The organism is Geoalkalibacter subterraneus (assembly GCF_000827125.1).
In the GTDB taxonomy this organism is placed as follows: Bacteria; Desulfobacterota; Desulfuromonadia; order Desulfuromonadales; family Geoalkalibacteraceae; genus Geoalkalibacter_A; species Geoalkalibacter_A subterraneus.
Genome location: NZ_CP010311.1, coordinates 549932 through 566030 on the forward strand (window position 1 = coordinate 549932; position 16099 = coordinate 566030).

11 protein-coding genes, 1 tRNA gene and 1 other RNA gene are annotated in these 16099 nt (G+C 59.8%); all 13 read left to right on the plus strand.

Going from position 1 to position 16099, the window contains the following annotated elements; genetic code table 11:
- Positions 1-3: 3 nt before the first annotated feature.
- The 13 genes from GSUB_RS02565 to GSUB_RS02620 all read left to right on the plus strand — a co-directional run bounded on the left by GSUB_RS02565 (position 4) and on the right by GSUB_RS02620 (position 16097).
- Positions 4-2373 (plus strand): endonuclease MutS2, encoded by a 2370-nt coding sequence (locus tag GSUB_RS02565; protein ID WP_040199057.1) that lies wholly within the window; start codon positions 4-6, stop codon positions 2371-2373.
- Entirely contained in the window at positions 2370-4244 is a 1875-nt protein-coding gene (dnaG, locus tag GSUB_RS02570; protein WP_052464418.1) for a DNA primase, read from the plus strand. Before GSUB_RS02565 ends, dnaG begins: the two co-directional genes overlap by 4 nt.
- Positions 4245-4475: 231 nt before the next feature.
- Positions 4476-6239 carry an RNA polymerase sigma factor RpoD gene (gene rpoD / locus GSUB_RS02575; protein WP_040199058.1) on the plus strand — a complete coding sequence of 588 codons (1764 nt, stop codon included), beginning with the start codon at positions 4476-4478 and terminating at the stop codon, positions 6237-6239.
- Positions 6240-6306: 67 nt separating this feature from the next.
- A tRNA-Ile gene (locus tag GSUB_RS02580) sits at positions 6307-6383 on the plus strand.
- Positions 6384-6498: 115 nt separating this feature from the next.
- On the plus strand, positions 6499-7632 hold the full coding sequence (locus GSUB_RS02585; RefSeq protein ID WP_040199059.1) for a Nif3-like dinuclear metal center hexameric protein: 1134 nt from the start codon (positions 6499-6501) through the stop codon (positions 7630-7632).
- Positions 7633-7712: 80 nt separating this feature from the next.
- The gene (locus GSUB_RS02590; RefSeq protein WP_040199060.1) at positions 7713-8450 is read left to right on the plus strand and encodes a zinc ribbon domain-containing protein; all 738 of its coding nucleotides are present in this window, start codon (positions 7713-7715) and stop codon (positions 8448-8450) included.
- 16 nt (positions 8451-8466) lie between these two features.
- Positions 8467-8864, plus strand: an RNA gene (gene rnpB / locus GSUB_RS18325) — RNase P RNA component class A.
- Positions 8865-8909: 45 nt separating this feature from the next.
- Entirely contained in the window at positions 8910-9488 is a 579-nt protein-coding gene (locus tag GSUB_RS17825) for a hypothetical protein (RefSeq protein ID WP_084211690.1), read from the plus strand.
- A gap of 21 nt (positions 9489-9509) precedes the next feature.
- Positions 9510-10538, plus strand: coding sequence for an LOG family protein (locus GSUB_RS02600; protein ID WP_040199061.1), 1029 nt, complete (start codon positions 9510-9512; stop codon positions 10536-10538).
- A gap of 125 nt (positions 10539-10663) precedes the next feature.
- Positions 10664-11656 carry a TAXI family TRAP transporter solute-binding subunit gene (locus GSUB_RS02605; RefSeq protein WP_040199062.1) on the plus strand — a complete coding sequence of 331 codons (993 nt, stop codon included), beginning with the start codon at positions 10664-10666 and terminating at the stop codon, positions 11654-11656.
- 66 nt (positions 11657-11722) lie between these two features.
- Positions 11723-13789 (plus strand): TRAP transporter permease, encoded by a 2067-nt coding sequence (locus tag GSUB_RS02610; RefSeq protein WP_040199063.1) that lies wholly within the window; start codon positions 11723-11725, stop codon positions 13787-13789.
- Positions 13790-13807: 18 nt separating this feature from the next.
- Positions 13808-14296 (plus strand): universal stress protein, encoded by a 489-nt coding sequence (locus tag GSUB_RS02615; protein ID WP_040199064.1) that lies wholly within the window; start codon positions 13808-13810, stop codon positions 14294-14296.
- A gap of 163 nt (positions 14297-14459) precedes the next feature.
- Positions 14460-16097 carry an ExeA family protein gene (locus GSUB_RS02620; protein ID WP_040199065.1) on the plus strand — a complete coding sequence of 546 codons (1638 nt, stop codon included), beginning with the start codon at positions 14460-14462 and terminating at the stop codon, positions 16095-16097.
- The last annotated feature ends 2 nt before the right edge of the window (positions 16098-16099 follow it).

Genomic DNA, 16099 nt, shown 5'->3' on the forward strand with positions numbered 1-16099 from the left:
TGGATGGATGAAGCAACAGCTCGGATTCTTGAATTCGGGAAAATACGCGACCTGCTGGCAGGAATGACGGTCACGGCTCCGGGAGCCGAACTGGCGCGTTCGCTCCACCCCCTGCCAGGGCGGGAGGCCGTGGCCCAGGCTCTGGCGCAGACCGCTGAAATGTGTCGGCTGTCGGAGGATCGCGGGCGCCCGCCTTTGGGTGGCACTGCCGACCTGCGGCCTCTTTTGCGGGAGCTGGATCTGGAGGGCGCGTTTCTGGCGCCGGAGGATTTGCTGGCGGTCTTGTTCAGCCTGGATGCGACGGCCGACTGTCGCCGCTATTTCTCCGCGGAGCAGGTCGCGCCACGTCTGTTCGAACTGTCGCGCGGACTGCAGATGCCGGCGGGGCTGCGAGATGCCCTGCGAACCAGCATCGGCGAGCGCGGCGAGATCCTGGACGGGGCTTCTTTCGCTCTCGGCGATCTGCGCCGTCAGATCCGAACGGCCCGGGAGCGCCTGCGGCGCACCCTGGAGAATATGCTCAACGATGAGCGTTACGCGGGGGTGTTTCAGGAGCACCTCATCACCGAGCGCGGCGGGCGGTATGTGCTCCCCGTCAAAGTCGATCATAAAGGTCGGGTCAAGGGGTTTGTCCATGATGAATCCGCCAGCGGCCAGACGCTGTATGTGGAGCCGGCCTCGACGCTGGCCGACAACAATCATTTGCAGAGACTGCTGCGTGAGGAAAAACGCGAGGAAGAGCGGATTCTGAAACGGCTCTCCGACGAAGTCCGCCTGGAACGCGGTCTTCTGCTGGCCAACCAGGAGCTGCTGGCACTGCTGGACCTGCGTGCGGCTGTTGCGCGTTTTTCTCAGCGCACCGACGCGGTGGCCCCGACGCTGTGCACGGGGGCTGAAATCAGCCTGCGCCAGGCACGGCACCCGCTGCTGCTGATGACGGCGGACGGGTCGGATCGCGATGAACCGGCGGTGCCGATCGATCTGCTGCTCGGGCGCGATGCCGACAGTCTGATCATCAGCGGTCCCAATACGGGCGGCAAGACGGTGGCGCTCAAAACCCTCGGCCTGCTGTGCCTGATGGTGCGCTGTGGACTACCGGTGCCCTGTCATCCGGACAGCCGCATTTATCTGTTCGAGCCGGTTTTCGCCGATATCGGTGACGAGCAGAGCATCGAGCGCAATCTTTCGACTTTTTCCGGTCATCTGGCGCGTCTGCGCACCATTCTGCAGCAGGCAGGTGATCGGTCGCTGGTGCTGCTTGACGAGTTGGGGACCGGCACCGATCCGGCCGAAGGCGGGGCGCTGGCCATGGCCGTGCTCGACGCTTTGCGCCGCAAGGGTGCGAAAACGGTGGCGACGACCTATCTCAACCTGGTCAAGGGCTATGCCGTGCTCAACGAGGGGGTTGAAAACGCCGCGGTGGAATTCGATCGAACCACGCTGCGGCCCACCTACCGGCTGCACTACGGCGTGCCCGGCGCGAGCAATGCCTTTACCATCGCCCGCACGCTCGGCTTTCCCGATGAGGTGCTGAACCGGGCCGAGCAGTACCTTGGCGAAGGTGAGCGCGAGGGGATGGAGGTTCTCGAAGAACTCAACCGGCGTTCGCGGCATCTTGAGCACGATCTGGAGGAGGCCCGCCTTCTGAAGGATCGTGCCCGGCAGGAACGTGAAAAGCGCAAGCGCCTGCTTGACGAGATCGAAGAGCGGCGCCAGGCAATTCTCGACAAGGCCGCCCGCCGTGGCGAGGATGTGGTGCGGCGTGCCGAAGCACGGGTACGGCAGCTTCTCAAGGAGGCTGAGTCGCTGTCCGGAAGTCCTGCCGATGCCGCACGGGTTACGCGGGAAGTCCGCCAGGTGCGGGAGGATGTGGCGCGATCGGCGGCCCCGGCTGTGCCGCGCGGGCGTGCACCGCGCCAGGTGCGGATCGGCGAGCTGGTCCGCGTACCGGCGTTAGGCGCCGAGGCCGAAGTGGCGCGAGTCAACGGCGAACAGGTGGAACTGCTGCTGCATGGCAAAAAAATGCGTCTGTCCCTCGCCGAACTCGAGGCCTATCAGCCGTCGCGTTTTGCGCGAAAGCAGAAAGGGGTCGCAGGCGTTCGCAGCCGCGTGCAGCGCGAAACGGTGCAGCCGCGTCTCAAACTGGTGGGTGAGCGGGTTGATGAAGCCCTGTCGCGCCTTGAGCGCTTTATTGACGATGCCGTTCTGCAGGGTTTGCGCGAGGTCGAGGTGATCCATGGCGCCGGGGAAGGGATCCTGCGTCGTGCAGTGCGGGAATATCTGGCAACCAGCCGGGCGGTAAAGGCTTTCCACGATGCCGACCTGGCCCAGGGGGGCGACAAGGTCACGGTGGTGCAATTACGGGAGTCATGAGCGGATATATTCCGGAGGATAAAATCCGCGAAGTGCTTGAACGGGCCGATATACAGGAGGTGGTGTCCTCCTATGTGACCCTCAAGCGCAGCGGCGCCAACTGGCAGGGGCTGTGCCCTTTCCATGCGGAAAAGACGCCGTCCTTCAATGTCAATCCGCCGCGCCGCATCTATCACTGCTTCGGCTGCGGTGTCGGCGGCGATGTCATCTCCTTCGTCCAGCGTATCGAGGGGTTGTCTTTTCCCGAAGCGGTTCGTCGTCTTGCGGAGCGCTACGGAATAGAGATTACCGAAGAAGCTCTGACCCCGGAGCAGGATCTCGCGCGCCGCCGCAATGAGCAGTTGCTGCGCATCAACCAGGTTGCAGCTGAGTTCTACCACGGCATCCTGATGAATGACGAAGACAGTCGCGGACGGCCGGCGCGGGAATATCTCAAACGACGCGGATACGGTCGTGAAACAGCCGAGCGTTTTCTGCTCGGCTATGCCCCGCCGGGGTGGGAGGCGCTCACCTCGCATCTGGCACAGAAAGGCTTCGATGTCGAGCTGGTACGTCAGCTCGGCCTGATCCGGCCGGGCAAGCAGGGGCGCGGCGATTACGATCTTTTCCGGCAGCGGCTGATCTTTCCCATTCATTCCGCGCGTGGGGACGTGGCTGCTTTTGGCGCACGGGTTCTCGATCAGTCGCTGCCCAAATACATCAATTCGCCGGAGTCGCCGGTCTATCACAAAAGCGCGGTGCTCTACGGCTATCATCAGGCCCGCGAAGCGATGCGCCGCGCCGACGAAGCGATCGTGGTGGAAGGCTACTTCGATGTCCTGGCCCTGCATCGGGTCGGTCTGACCCAGGCCGTGGCGACCTGCGGCACGGCACTGACCGCTGAACACGCTCGATTGCTGAAGCGGTTTGCGACCCGAGTCGTTCTGCTTTTTGACCAGGACGATGCCGGTCGCAAGGCGACGTTTCGGGCCATGGAGGCGCTGCTGCCCGAGGGATTGACGGTGGTTTCGGCTGTCCTGCCGGAAGGCGACGACCCCGATTCGCTGCTGGTCCGCGAGGGGGTCAGGGCGTTTCGCTCTCGCATCGACGCGGCGCGGCCGGTGTTTGACCTCTTCATTGACGAACGGCTGGCCGTTCGCGGCGACAGTGTTCAGGGGCGTGCCCGGGCGGCGGAAGATGTGGTGGCCCAGCTTGGGTCGATCCCGAGCGAAATTGAACGGGATCTCTATATCCAGGCACTGGCGCAGAAGACGGGTGTTGAGTTGCAATTGCTCAAGCAGATGGCAGGGCGTGCAGGGGCGCACAAAGAAGCGCGGCCGCTGGAGGCAAGGTCTGAACCAACGCGTCCGTCAGTACCGCCGCCGGCATTCGCGCCGCCGCGTTTTTCGCGACCGAATTCTGAACGGTCTTCGTCGCCGGCCGGTTCGGGGCGCACCCGGGGGGCGGCAGCGCCCCAGGCACTGTTGCGCTATCTGCTGGAGTCTGACGAGGTCCGGCGCAGGGCGCGCGAAGAAGGGATTGAAAACCTGCTGGTTGAACCGTCGACTCGGCAGGTGGCGCGAAAAATCCTCGATTTTGCCGCGTCTCCCGGACCTGTTTCGCGTGCGGAGCTGGTCGAAAAGCTCGATGCTGATGAGGCCCGTCTGCTGGAAGATATCCGCCTGCCTGCCCATGAAGTGTTCGGCGAGGATCTCGATGCCCTGTTCGCCGAATGCCGGGCGGGGGTGCAGCGCGGCGGCCAGAAGCGTCAACGGACCGAGCTGATGCAGCGCATCCATGACGCTGAAAAAAAAGGGGATAACGAAGCGCTTGCCCGTTTGACTCTTGAATTGCGTGAATTGCGACGGGGGAACAGCGGCAAAATCGAATAAATGGATTACACTGTATAAAGGAGGGCTTGAGTTGTCCCGCAATCGGAGGGCAACTCGCAATGCCGTTTTCAAACCATGCAGTTCGGAATCAATTCGAAACTGTTATTGGTTTCAAGATATCAACGACAGGTTCTACATCTACTTTGGTGCGTGAGAACATAAAAGGGGCTCTGCCCTTATCTCAACTCTCACGGATCAAGGATCAAAGAGCGCAAGGGGAGATTGGTCGGAATGTCCAAAAAAACCAAAATCGATGAAGTACAGCAGTTGATCGACCTCGGTCGCGAAAAGGGGTTTCTGACTTACGACGAAGTCAATGACCTGCTGCCGGCCGACATGGTGTCGTCCGAGCAGATCGATGATGTCATGAGCATGTTCGGTGAGCTTGACATCGAGATTGTCGATTCGGAGCAGAAGATTGCTCTGCCCAAGGATCGTGGCCTCGAAGACGAAGAGGAAGAGAGCGAGGGGAGCAGCGAAGAAAGCGAACCCGATCTCGAAGCCGAACTTGGCCGGACCAGTGACCCGGTGCGGATGTACTTGCGCGAAATGGGACAGGTCAGTTTGCTGACCCGCGAAGGCGAAGTCGAAATCGCCAAGCGCATCGAAGAAGGTGAAGCGCTGGTGACCCGCGTGATCCTGCGCACTCCCATCGCCTTCAAAGACGTGATTTCCCTGGGCGAGCGGCTCGAGAAGGGCACTATCGGCGTCGCTGAGATCACCAAGGAGTACGAGGAGGAAGAGGGTAGCGAGCAGGAGGAAAAGCAACGCGACCGCATCCTGGAAATCATTGATCGTATCCGCGCTCTCGATGATACCTTCATGGAGATCCGCGAAGAGTTGGCCGGGGACCCCTCGGCGCAGGAGCGCGAAGAACTCGAGGCGCGAGCCAGCCGACTCAAGGCCGACGTGGTCGAACTGCTCAAGCAGATCCGCCTTAAGGACCATCAGGTCGGCAAGATCGTCGATCGTCTCAAGCAGCTGGCATCCCAGGTGAAAAAGGGGATGGCCGAGGTCAATACCTGCGAGCGTGAATTGGGGCGGCCGCGTGAAGAACTGGAGAAGCTTCTTCTGCGCATGCGCGAAAGTGATGAAAACGCTCGTGCCGTTGCCGCCGAAATCGGTGTCGACATCGGTACTCTGCTGTCGGTGGAAAAGCGTCTCAAAGCCGCGTTGCGCAAATTCCAGAAGGTGGAGGAGGAATCGGGTTTCATGCCCGAGGAACTGCTCGAAGCCCTCAAAGATGTCCAGAAAGGTGAATTCCGCGCCAAGATGGCCAAGAGCGAACTGGTGGAAGCCAACCTGCGGCTGGTGGTGTCCATTGCCAAAAAGTACACCAATCGCGGACTGCAGTTCCTCGATCTGATCCAGGAAGGCAATATCGGCCTGATGAAGGCGGTGGACAAGTTTGAATATCAGCGTGGCTACAAGTTCTCCACCTACGCCACCTGGTGGATCCGGCAGGCGATCACGCGCGCCATTGCAGACCAGGCCCGCACCATCCGCATCCCGGTGCACATGATCGAAACGATCAACAAGCTGATCCGCACCAGCCGCCAGCTGGTCCAGGAGATGGGGCGCGAACCGACGCCGGAGGAGATTGCCGAGCGCATGGATCTGCCGCTGGAGAAAGTGCGCCGCGTTCTCAAAATTGCCAAGGAGCCTATCAGTCTCGAGACACCCATCGGCGAGGAGGAGGATTCCTCCCTCGGCGATTTCATCGAGGACAAGGCCGTCGTTTCTCCGGTGGAGGCGGTTATCAAGGGCAACCTTTCAGACCAGACTGCCCGGGTACTTTCGACCCTGACGCCGCGCGAGGAAAAGGTGCTGCGCATGCGATTCGGCATCGGCGAAAAATCAGATCATACACTCGAGGAAGTGGGGCAGGATTTCAACGTCACCCGTGAGCGGATCCGCCAGATCGAGGCCAAGGCGCTGCGCAAGCTGCGCCACCCGAGCCGCTCCAAGCGTCTCAAGAGCTTTGTGGAGTATTGAAAAATCCAGAAAAAATCTTGACATGAAAAACCTGGAGTCATAATCTAAAAGGCTGAGTCTTTAAAAAGGGCCTATAGCTCAGTTTGGTAGAGCCACCGGCTCATAACCGGTTCGTCCCAGGTTCGAATCCTGGTGGGCCCACCACCGGACAGTGAATGAGATCAATACGCCTCATGAAAACATAACCGCAAGCTTTGGCTTGCCGAGAGTGCAACCGCAAGACTAAAGTTGCACTCTTTTTTTTTCACGAACGCAAAATATGGCAAAAAAACCGAAATTTCCAAGAGTTCAAGATGTTGTCGGCTTCATGAACAGGTTTGCCCCGCCTGCTTTGGCGGAATCCTGGGACAATGTCGGCCTGCAGCTCGGCGACCCTGCGATGGAGGTGCGCCGCCTGCTGGTGGCCCTCGATCCGGAAGATTGCGTCATTGAGGAAGCCATTGCCCGTGAAGCAACGCTGATTGTCAGCCATCACCCGTTGATTTTCCGTCCGCTGCAGGGCGTGGTTGCAAGTGAAGGGACGGGGCGGAGGCTGCTGCGGGCGGCTCAGGCCGGGACAGCGATTTTCTGCGCCCACACCAATCTCGACCGGGCTCGAGGCGGCCTCAACGACTGGCTGGCCCAGGCCCTTGAGCTGCAGGATGTCGCCGTGTTGCAGCCGGGGGACGACGATGAGCTGTTCAAGCTGGTGGTTTTCGTGCCGAGCGGCCATGAAGAGCAGGTCTCGGATGCGATTTTTCAGGCAGGAGCGGGCAATATCGGTGAGTATGACCAGTGCTCTTTTCGTGCGGAAGGCACGGGGACGTTCCGCCCCGGCGCCGCCGCCAATCCCTTCATCGGGCAGATTGGCCGGCGTGAAACGGTTTCGGAGCTGCGCCTTGAAACCGTTGTGCCGCGCGAATATCTGATACGGGTGCTGCAGAAGATGCTCAAAGCGCATCCCTATGAGGAGCCCGCTTATGACCTGATTCCCCTGCGTAATCGCAGACGCGATGTGGGGCTGGGCAGGATCGGGCGACTTTCTGAAGCGCTTCCCCTTGACGCATTCGCCCGGCAGGTCGCTCAGGGACTGGGAACTGAAAAGGTTCGAGTGGTTGGGGCTGCAGACCGCGCCGTTTCCAGAGTCGCCGTGTGTGGGGGGAGCGGAGCTTCGCTGATCGGTGAAGCCGTGCGCCAGGGCGCTGATGTGCTGGTCACCGGAGACATCAAATATCATGAAGCGCGCCAGTCCCAGGAGAAAGATCTCTGCCTGGTGGATGCCGGCCATTTCGCCAGCGAACGTGTCATGGTGGCGCGTCTGGCACAAGTGCTGCGTGACGAGGCCGACAACCAGGGATGGAATATCGACATTTTGGAAGCACAGGGGGAGAGTGAACCGTTTCGGTTCGTGTAGCTCCCCTTTTTTTATTTGAGGACTCAGAACGGTGTCCGCGGCTGCGGGCGCTTTAAACCCAAGCAACGGGAAGGATCGGAATGGAAGGATCGGACGTTCAGCAACAGTTAAAGGTGCTCAGGGATCTTCAGCGAATCGATACGCATTCCTACGAAGCCAGGCAGCAACGCCAGGAACTCGAAAAAGAGCTGGCTGAGCTGGAGCGCGAGGGCGAGCAGGTCCGCGCCGTGGTGACGGAACTCGGGGATGCGCTGGATGCCCTTGAAAATGAGCGCCGCGAACTTGCGCGGGAGCTGGGACAGGAGCGTGAAAACGTCGTCAAGGCGGAGGAGCGGCTACCGGCCATCAAGACTCAGAAAGAGTATGTCGCTGTTCTCAAAGAGGTCGATACCGCCAAGAAAAACGTTCGCGACCTTGAGCAGCGCATTGCCGGCAAGGATGATGAGATCAATCGCCTGGCGCAGGAAAAGCAGGAGAAGGACGAAGAGCTGGCTGCCCAGGAAGCGAAGGTCTCCGAGCGCAAGGGTGATATCGACGAGCAGTTGCGGCAGATTGACACGGCGTTGTCTTCGAGGGAGGATGAACGCAAGGCGCTGTTTGATCGCCTGCCCAGAATGCTGGGCAAGCGCTATCAGATGCTGGTGGACCGGCGCGCAGGACTCGCCGTGGTCGAGGCACGTGACGGCGCCTGTCTGGGCTGCAACATGCAGCTTCCTCCCCAGTCGTTCAATGAACTGTTCCGCAACGATGAAGTGCTGACTTGCCCCCACTGCAACCGCATCATTTACCTGGATCCGGAAACGCCGGGACAAGCCTGATTGATTTTGCAATGGCCGAAGAAGCACAGGTGATCGCCGCCCGTCCTGCCTGAAGGCATGATGGGGGGAGGAAAGTCCGGGCTCCGCAGGGCGCGATGGTTCCTAACGGGAACCGGGGGTGACCCCAGGGAAAGTGCCACAGAAAGCAAACCGCCCGCTTTGGCCCTGTGCCGAAGCAGGTAAGGGTGAAAGGGTGAGGTAAGAGCTCACCAGTGCCGGTGGTGACACCGGCAGCTCGGTAAACCCCATCGGGAGCAAGACCGAATAGGGGAGCGTTTGAGGGCGGCCCGTCCGAAGCTCCCGGGTCTGGTCGCTTGAGGCCGTCGGCAACGGCGGTCCTAGATGAATGATCACCGCCTCGCCCCGGGTAACCGGTACGGGGAACAGAACCCGGCTTACGGGCTTCTTCGGCCATTGTATTATTTTGCGCCGCCGATCCCTGGCGGAAGGGTGTTTTTATTGAATCCTGTCGATGTTCATACGCGTGATGCGCAGCTGTGGGAGTCCGGGCTTGCCGCGCTGCGGTCCGACTGGGCGTGTCTGGCGGATGAAGAGAAAAGCTGGATTGTCACACGCCTCGATGCTGTCGAGCGTTTGCAGCAGGGATTGCATCGGCTTTTCGTCGAGGGGGAGGGCGAGGAACATTGTCGAAAGTGCGGGGGGCTCTGCTGCGGCCACGGCAAGCATCACGTGACCCTGGTCAACCTGTTGTTTTTCATCTCCCGCAATAGCGATCCGCCATCTCCCGACTTCTCGGCTACCTGCCCCATGCTGGCGGCCGAAGGCTGCCGTCTCTCCCCCGGGACTCGTCCCTTCAACTGTGTCACCTTTGCCTGTGATTCCATCGAAGAAAACATGAGTTCGGATGCGCGCGCAGCCTTTTATGCCGCCGAGCGCTCCCTGCGCCACCTCTATGACGAGTTCGCGCAGCGCTATGCGGGCGCCGGCATGCGTGGCTTTCTGCTGGCCCGGGCGCGTCTTGACGGCGGCTCATCTCTGCAGCGTCTTGATATTTCCCCGGCGGATGCCGGTATCTGATCCCGAAGGAGGCTTCACTCCATGGACATTTCCTTTAATCGCGACAACGGTCCGGTCGATGAACTGATCCGGCAGCTCATGGACCAGGTGGGCGTGCACAATCCGGCTCTTATCCGCGAAATGATTCTCAGCGCTCTCAAGGCCGGCCATGAAATTGATTACCCCGCAGACCTCAAGCTGATGCGCACCACCATGAAAGAGATGCGCTATACCAGCAAAGTTTTTCGCCCCTACCGCAATCGACGCAAAGTGACCATTTTCGGTTCTGCCCGCACCGCGCCCGAAGAACCCATTTACCAGAAGTGCGTCAAATTCTCCCGCATGCTGGTCGAGCGCAACTACATGGTCATTACCGGCGGCGGGGGGGGAATCATGCATGCCGGAAACGAAGGCGCCGGGGCGGAAAACAGCTTTGCTGTCAATATCCGCCTGCCCTTCGAGCAGGAAACCAACCCGGTCATGTCCAAGGACGACAAGGTTCTGACCTACAAGTATTTTTTCAACCGCAAGGTGGCTTTCCTCAAGGAGGCCAATGCAGTGGCCCTTTTTCCGGGGGGATTCGGCACCCTGGATGAGGCGATGGAGACCCTGACGCTGATTCAGACCGGTAAGAATCCGCCCGTGCCGCTGGTGCTCATCGATGGTGACGCCGGCGACTATTGGGGGCCCTGGTTCGAATTCGTGAAGAAGACCCTTTATGCCAAGGGGATGATTTCGGGCGAGGATTTCTCCCTGTTCACCATCACCTCCGATCCCGAGGAGGCCGTGCAGGTGATCGATGACTTCTACCGGATTTACCACTCCAGCCGTTTTATCGGCAATACGCTGGTGATCCGCCTCAACCGGAATCTGAGTGAAGACGATGTCAGGACGCTGGGCGAGGAGTTCGGTGAAATTATTCAGCCCGGCGGACATCTGCAACTTGGCGCGGCGTTCCCCGAAGAGCAGGACGAACCCGACCTGTTTCACCTGCCGCGCTTGAGCTTTGCTTTCAGTCAGCGCAATTTCGGATTGCTCAAGGCGTTTATCCGGCGTATCAACTCCTTCTGAGCTGCGCTTGACAGCAGGCGGGGGGCTGGTAGCTTTATGAAATCCATTACTTGAATGCTTCTTCCCTGAGAGATGATTGTGCCCCCCTTGCCGGCACGATCAAGCCGAACACGAAGGAGAACCCTATGAAACGCTTGCTCGTCTTTGTTCTGGTGTTGTTTTTTCTGCCGGGATGCCAATCCGAATCGGATCAGAAAGGTGAGGGCGCATCTGGTCCGACAAGGTTTGTGACCATCGGCACCGGTGGCGTCACCGGTGTGTATTATCCTGTCGGCGGTGCCATCAGCAAGCTGGTCAACCAGAAGCGCGATCAGTACAACGTGCGTACTACGGTGGAATCCACCGGCGGTTCGGTGTTCAATGTCAATGCATTGATGAACGGCGACATTGAACTCGGCGTGGTTCAGTCCGACCTTCAGTACCAGGCCTTCAAGGGTCTTGGCGAATGGGAAGGGCGCCCGCAACAGAAGCTTCGCGCCATGTTTGCCCTGCATCCGGAGGCCGTGACTATCCTGGCTGCTGCTGACGCCGGGATTGATAGCGTTGAGGATCTCAAAGGCAAGATCGTCAACATCGGCGCCCCCGGCACCGGCCAACGCGTCAATGCCCTCGACCTGTTTGCTGTGGCGGGTATCAATCCCGATACCGATCTCAGGGCTGAGGGGATCAAGCCGGCCGAAGCCGCCGGAATGCTTCAGGACGGCCGCATCGATGCCTACTTTTATACGGTGGGCCACCCCAACGGCTCCATTAAGGAGGCGGCCGCCGGTACCCGCAAGGTTAAATTCGTGCCGGTGAGTGAGCGCTATGTGCGCGACCTGGTCGAAAAGCTGCCTTTCTATGCGCCTGCCGATATTCCGGTTGAACCCTACCCCGGCGTTGCCAATGAAGCGCCGGTTCCCACCTACGGTGTCAAAGCGACCATCTGCACCTCAACCGATGTGCCGGAAGATCTGATTTATCTGCTGACCCGCGAAGTCTTTGAAAATCTGGACAATCTCACGACCCTGCATCCGGCTCTGGCCGGCCTGACGCAGGAGAACATGCTCCAGGGCCTTTCCGCGCCGCTGCATCCGGGCGCTGAAAAATACTTTCGGGAGGTAGGCCTGATCGAATAAGGTCTACAGCGGTTTTTCAGCACCCAATCGATACTGGGTACCTTCTTCGACGGCAGGGGGCAGTACATGGTGCATCAGGATAAGACCGTCTCGGATGAGGGCCTTGCGGCCGCTCAGCGGCTCAAGGAAGAGGAAGAGCTCGGACTGCGCCGCCCGCAGGGGCCGATGCGTTATACAGTGCCGGTGATTGCACTGTGCTGGTCGCTTTTTCAGCTCTCACTATCCAGCTGGTTGTTGCTCGATTCGACCTATATCCGTTCCATTCACCTCGCCTTTGGCCTGGCCATTGTCTTTCTGTCCTACCCTACACTCAAGCGCGATGTGACCATTCCAGGTCTGCGCTGGCTGGGGGAAAAGCACACCATCCCCTGGCCCGATCTGATCATCGCTCTGCTGGCAGCCGGTGCCGCGCTCTATATCGTTCTTGATTACGAGGGGATCGCCAACCGTGTCGGGCGCCCCAATACGCGCGACCTGGCCGTTGGTATTTTCCTGGTGCTGACCCTACTCGAGGCGGCGCGCCGGGTGATCGGCCCCGCTCTGCCAGTAATTGCCATCGTATTCACCTGCTATGCGTTTTTCGGTCCCTATATGCCGGATTTTCTGGCATTCAAGGGGGTAAGCCTCGATCGCTACATCAGTCAGATCGCCCTGACCACCGAGGGGATCTTCGGGATTCCCATCGGGGTTTCGGCCCGCATTGTCTTTCTCTTCGTGCTGCTCGGTTCCATGCTCGACAAGGCGGGAGCGGGTAAGTTTTTCATCGATCTGTCGATGTCGCTTCTGGGGCGTTTTAAAGGGGGACCGGCCAAGGCCGCGGTGCTGGCAAGCGGTATGACAGGTATGGTGTCCGGCTCCTCCATTGCCAATGTGGTGACGACCGGAACGTTTACCATCCCGCTGATGAAAAAGGTCGGCTACCCACCCAAGAAGGCGGCGGCCATCGAAGTGGCGGTCTCCACCAACGGCCAGTTGATGCCGCCGATCATGGGCGCTGCGGCCTTCATTATCGCCGAGTATGTCAACGTGGCGTATATCGAGGTCATCAAGGCGGCGGCCGTTCCGGCTTTCGCTTCCTATTTCGCGCTTTTCTATATCACCCACCTCGAAGCGTCCAAGCTCGGCATGAAGGGGCTGAGCAAGGTCGACCTGCCGCAGTTCTTTCAGGTGCTGCGCAACGGCCTGCACTACCTGGTGCCGATTTTTCTGCTGCTGTACGAGTTGATCATCCCGCGCCACTCTCCCGATCTGGCGGCCTACCGCGCAATCCTCGTGCTGGCGGTGATCATGGTGTTTCAGCATCCCATCAAGGCGCGCATCTGGGGCGGCGACATGGGCGAGGCCTGGCGGCAGGGCTTCTTCGATATTGTCAACGGCATGATCGCCGGTGCGCGCAACATGGTGAGCGTGGCGGTAGCCACTGCTGCTGCGGGGATCATCGTCGGGGTGGTGACCATGGGGCTCGGCGGACTGATCACCAACATCATCGACACCCTGAGTCAGGGCAATATCTTCCTGATGCTGGTGATTACCGCTCTCGCCAGCCTGATTCTCGGCATGGGGCTTCCGACCACGGCCAATTATATTGTCATGGCCTCGCTGACGGCCCCGGCGCTGGTCACCATCGCCCACGGGCAGGGCTTTGTCGTGCCGCTGATCGCCGCCCATCTGTTCGTCTTCTATTTCGGGATTCTGGCCGACGATACGCCGCCGGTGGGCCTTGCGGCCTATGCGGCAAGTGCTATTGCCCGATCCGACCCCATCCCGACCGGCATTCAGGGTTTCATGTACGATATCCGCACCGCGGTGCTGCCGTTCATGTTCATCTTCAACACCGACATGCTGCTGATCGGGATCGACAGCTTTCCGCTGGCCATCTATATCTTCTTTATGACCTGTATCGGCGCATTTGCCTTCGCCGCGGCGACCCAGGGCTGGTTCCTGATCCGTTTGCGCTGGTATGAACTGTTGCTGCTGCTCGGGGTGGCGGCCATAATGTTTCGTCCGGGATTTTTCGCTCATTATGTCGGCATCGACAACCATTATCTGAGTTATCTCGTGGGGCTGGCTCTCTACCTGGGAGTCATGGCTCTGCAGGAGCTGCGCGGCGGCAATACACCGCACAGCGCCTGAGCCGTCGGGAGGCGCGTCATGATTCCTCGATACCGCACCATCGTCTATGCCACCGACCTGTCGGACAACGCCGCCCATGCTTTCCGGCACGCAGTGAGCCTGGCCCGCTCACATGAGGGAGTCATTCACATTCTGCATGTCCTTCCGGAAGTGGAGTCGGCGGTGATGAACTATGTCTCGACCGTGATCGGGCCGGACCAGCTCGCCGATATGGAGCTGGGACACAAGGATGAGGTGCGCAGACTGATTCAGCAGCGGTTGAAGCAGTTTGCCGAAGACGAATTGAAGGATCATCCCGAAGATCTCGCCCGGGTCACCGAAATTCATGTGCGGCACGGGCAGGCGGTGGGGACGATTCTCACCCTGGCGCGCGAACTCGACGCTGACCTGATTGTCATGGGAACCCACGGTAAAGGTCGGCTGCATTACACTTTTCTTGGAAGCGTCGCGGAAAAAGTGCTGCACCGGGCCAAGCGCCCGGTACTGGCAGTTCCGCTTTTGCCCTGATTTCTTCTTTTCATGACACCCTCTGTGTTTTAACTGGCCGGTTGAGAAACCGGGCATTTGGCATTTAAAGACTTGCCGAGGACGGTATCCTCAGCTTGACTTTATTTCTCCTGCTCACCTAACATAACGCTCAAATTACTGGACCTTTTAACCTGTGAGCGGTATGTATCTCGATTATTTCGGCCTCAAAGAGGCTCCTTTCTCCATCGCCCCCGATCCCCGCTACCTGTTCATGAGCGAACGTCATCGCGAGGCGCTGGCTCATCTGGTTTACGGGATTCGCGGCGAAGGTGCGTTCGTGCTGCTGACCGGCGAGGTCGGAACCGGCAAAACCACGGTGTGCCGCTGCCTGCTGGAGCAGCTCCCCGAGGATTGCGAATCCGCCTTTATTCTGAATCCCCGCGTCACTACCAGCGAACTGCTGGCCACCCTGTGCGACGAACTGCAGATCAGCTATCCGGACGGCAATCAGAGCAACAAGGTTTTTATCGACCGCATCAATGCCCGCCTGCTTGAGAACCATGCCGCCGGTCGACAGACGGTGCTGATTATTGACGAAGCGCAGAATCTCGATTTCGATGTTCTGGAACAGCTGCGCCTGCTCACCAACCTGGAAACCAACCAGCGCAAGCTGCTGCAGATTATCTTGTTGGGGCAGCCTGAATTTCTGGAAATGCTCGAGCAGCCCCGGCTGCGTCAGCTGGCGCAGCGTATCAGCGCCCGCTATCATTTGACCCCACTGACCTATGACGAAATGGTTGGCTACGTGCATCACCGCCTGCGGGTGGCGGGGCTGCCCCGCGGCGGCCTTGATCTCTTTCCGCCGCCGATTCTGCGGCGTCTGCATCGCTTGAGCGGGGGAATTCCCCGCCTGGTGAACCTGTTATGCGACCGGGCGCTGCTGGGGGTCTATGCCCGGGAACGATCCCGGGTCGATCGCGGAATCCTTTCGCAGGCGGCACGTGAAATTTTCGGAGGGGAAGTTCGCCAGGCCGGAAAGCGTGCCGTTCGGGCGACTGTCTTCGCGTTGCTGTTTGTGGCCATCGCAGGCGCGGGGGTTTATTTTTTAAAATCCTGGTGGGTCGCAGAACCTTCCAGCTCTGTCGCTTCCGTTGAGAACCGGGATGCTCCTGAACCGGAGAAAAAACCTGTTGATGAGAGGCATCAGGCCCAGAAACAGGCCGGATTCTCTCCTCTGGTCGTTCCTGAAGTTCGTGGTGATCTTGAAGCTTTTGAACGGTTGTTTGCCGCCTGGGGCCTGCCCGGCGTATCGGTCGACGAGAGCAGGGCTTGTGAAACGGCCGCGCTGCACGGCCTCAGCTGCTTGCGCGATCGCGGCACCCTGCATGCCCTGGCGCGACTGGATCGTCCGGCGGTTCTGACTCTTTATGGCGATGATGGCGAAACTTTCTACGCAGCGCTGGTCGAACTGGGTGAGAATTGGGCCGTTGTGGATGTGGCGGGGGAACCCGTCAAGGTGGGGCTGCCGGCATTGGAGCGGCGCTGGCTTGGAGAATTCACTCTGTTCTGGCGACCACCGCCCGGCTACCGCGGCAATCTGCGCCCCGGAGATGAGGATCCGTTCGTCTCCTGGCTTGATGCAGGGCTCTCCGCGGCAGAAGGGCAGGCACCTGTTCTGGAGGGGGGCACTCGCTATAATGACCGGTTGGAGCGCAGCGTCAAGCGTTTTCAGCTGTCACGCGGGCTTGACCCTGACGGGATTATCGGCAGCAAGACCCTGATTCAACTCAATTCCGCACTGGGCGGATCAGAGCCGCGGCTCAAGGTGGAGGGACACTGAAC